Source organism: Deltaproteobacteria bacterium, assembly GCA_021159305.1.
Classification (GTDB): domain Bacteria; phylum Campylobacterota_A; class Desulfurellia; order JAGGSF01; family JAGGSF01; genus JAGGSF01.
Map to the genome: position 1 here is coordinate 1 of JAGGSB010000048.1, position 1989 is coordinate 1989.

Sequence of the window (1989 nt, forward strand, 5' to 3'; positions counted from 1 at the left end):
AGGGAAAAGGGGAATGACAGGGAAAAGGGGAATGACAGGGAAAAGGGGAATGACAGGGAAAGGGGAATGACATCCGGTGATACCCCGCTGCTTGCGGCGGGGTTTTTATTTAACGGGGTGATTCCTTCATCTTAGTTACCCAGCTATTTTAAGGTTTTTTAGCCCCTCCATTTTTTCTAACTGCTTTGAAGCATTAAGAACTTCTACGCCAACTATTTTATTGTCCCGCGTATAGTCGGCAACTATCCCGGCTGCTATCTCTTCACTGTCATAAACCTTTTCTTTCAGAAAACGAATGTAAAGAGCATCCACTTCTTTATCATACTTTATTTCCACCTTCTTAACCTCCTGTCAAAATGGAAAGTTACTATTACTTCCTTTTCTGGATTTAAAACCACTTTAAGAAACCTGCTTTCAAATTCTTCTATCAGCTTAAAGTGGTGAACTTCTGCGTCGGAAACAGTTTTCACCATATCAGGATTGAGAATTGTTTTCTCTATCCAGTCTATTTTGATTTCTCTGTCTTCAAGACGATCCAAAGCATGTGTCGAAAGTCTGTATTCTGCTATCTTCAAAACTACCTCCGAAGGAGATTCTTTACCAATTTACCCTCTTCATAGTTTCCTTGTGCCACTCAACCGGTTGCTTCCCTTTGCTTTTCAAATGGATTTATAACCTCAAGTCCTTCTATCCCTTTAAAATCATCCACAAGATAGATATTTGCAAGTTCAATTAGCTGTTTGCATTTTTCAAAGCCGTCAGGGGTATGTTTATCCCATCCAAGAAATTCAATTTTTGTCAGGATAGAGATATTGAAAGAATGTTGGGCAATGAGGTTACCGATAAAATCAATGGTGATCTGTGAACCCTTAGTGTGGTATATAAGAATATTTGTATCTATCAAATACTCAACTATGGACATTCCGTTCCCAACTCTCTCTTAATTTCCTTGACTCAGCTTCTACGTCTATATCTCTATATAACCCCGATGTTTCTCCAACTATTTTTATACCCGAAAGAGTTTCTTCAACAGCATCGTAAATGAGATGGACTTTCAATCTTCCGGGAGGCAATTTTTTATTAATATATTTTATCTGTCCATTTTCTATAATCGCTTCTGCAATTTTATGTCCCATAGAGATTCCTCCTTTTCATTTCTAATGTAAACTATTATAACACAGGTTAGCGGAGAGCGATTAGCGGATAGTATAAGTGTAAGTAGAAAGAAGTGGATAGTGGATAATAAGTTTTTTGGATATGAGCATCATCCTATTTATATATATGACCTCTGTAAACTACTTTTTCTCATTTCTTTCCAAATATTTCTTCAAAGAATTTATCTTTATCCAATAATTTTTGCCACTCTCTATGTCGCTTGACGCTTTCAATTCTTTTTTTTCTTGGTATGTTCATAAATCTGATAGTTTCTACAGGTCCTATTTTTTCCATAAGTGCTTTTATGGACTCTTCAATTAATGTATCCTCGTCTATATATTTAGCGGCTTTCATTTTAAGTCCTCCTTTTCACAAAAAGCTAAAGGGTTACCACACCACACCTCTATTTTATGTCTTACACATTTTTTAACAAGTTTTTTATCGCAGGAAATAAACTCTGCCTTTTCCATCTCTGCAAAAGCTACATGTGCTGCATCTGCTATTCCAAATCCCAGGCTTACCAGTCCTTCCGCTCGTTTTCTTGTTTTTGAAAAATTGACTCCAGCATCTTTACCATATTTATCTAAAAGTATCATTAGTTGAATACGCTCAACTTCATCTCTGATTGCCTCTATTTCCTTTATATGAACGGGAGATTTTATTATTTGATAAAACCCTTCTTTTACTTCTGAAAATATCAAATTAATAGCTTCTGTTTCTACTCTTATCCTCAAAAAAGATTGATCATCAAAAGGTCTACATAATGCACATACATCAAGATAAATTAGCTTTGGCATTTCTTTATTCTTCCTTTTTTGTCCACTAATTACACCC

General features: G+C 35.7%; 6 protein-coding genes. All 6 read right to left on the reverse strand.

The features are described 5' to 3' along the window. Window positions 1-135: 135 nt before the first annotated feature. On the reverse strand, window positions 136-336 hold the full coding sequence (locus J7J10_03320; protein ID MCD6129965.1) for a DUF2283 domain-containing protein: 201 nt from the start codon (window positions 334-336) through the stop codon (window positions 136-138). After that, entirely contained in the window at window positions 327-575 is a 249-nt protein-coding gene (locus J7J10_03325) for a DUF4258 domain-containing protein (protein ID MCD6129966.1), read from the reverse strand. Before J7J10_03325 ends, J7J10_03320 begins: the two co-directional genes overlap by 10 nt. A gap of 59 nt (window positions 576-634) precedes the next feature. After that, window positions 635-904, reverse strand: a complete 270-nt coding sequence (locus J7J10_03330; GenBank protein ID MCD6129967.1) for a hypothetical protein — start codon at window positions 902-904, stop codon at window positions 635-637. A gap of 4 nt (window positions 905-908) precedes the next feature. Then, window positions 909-1136, reverse strand: coding sequence for a hypothetical protein (locus tag J7J10_03335; protein MCD6129968.1), 228 nt, complete (start codon window positions 1134-1136; stop codon window positions 909-911). 169 nt (window positions 1137-1305) lie between these two features. Continuing rightward, window positions 1306-1509, reverse strand: coding sequence for a hypothetical protein (locus tag J7J10_03340; protein MCD6129969.1), 204 nt, complete (start codon window positions 1507-1509; stop codon window positions 1306-1308). Beyond that, window positions 1506-1952: a hypothetical protein gene (locus tag J7J10_03345; protein MCD6129970.1), complete on the reverse strand. Its 447-nt coding sequence runs from the start codon at window positions 1950-1952 to the stop codon at window positions 1506-1508. Before J7J10_03345 ends, J7J10_03340 begins: the two co-directional genes overlap by 4 nt. Between the last annotated feature and the right edge of the window lie 37 nt (window positions 1953-1989).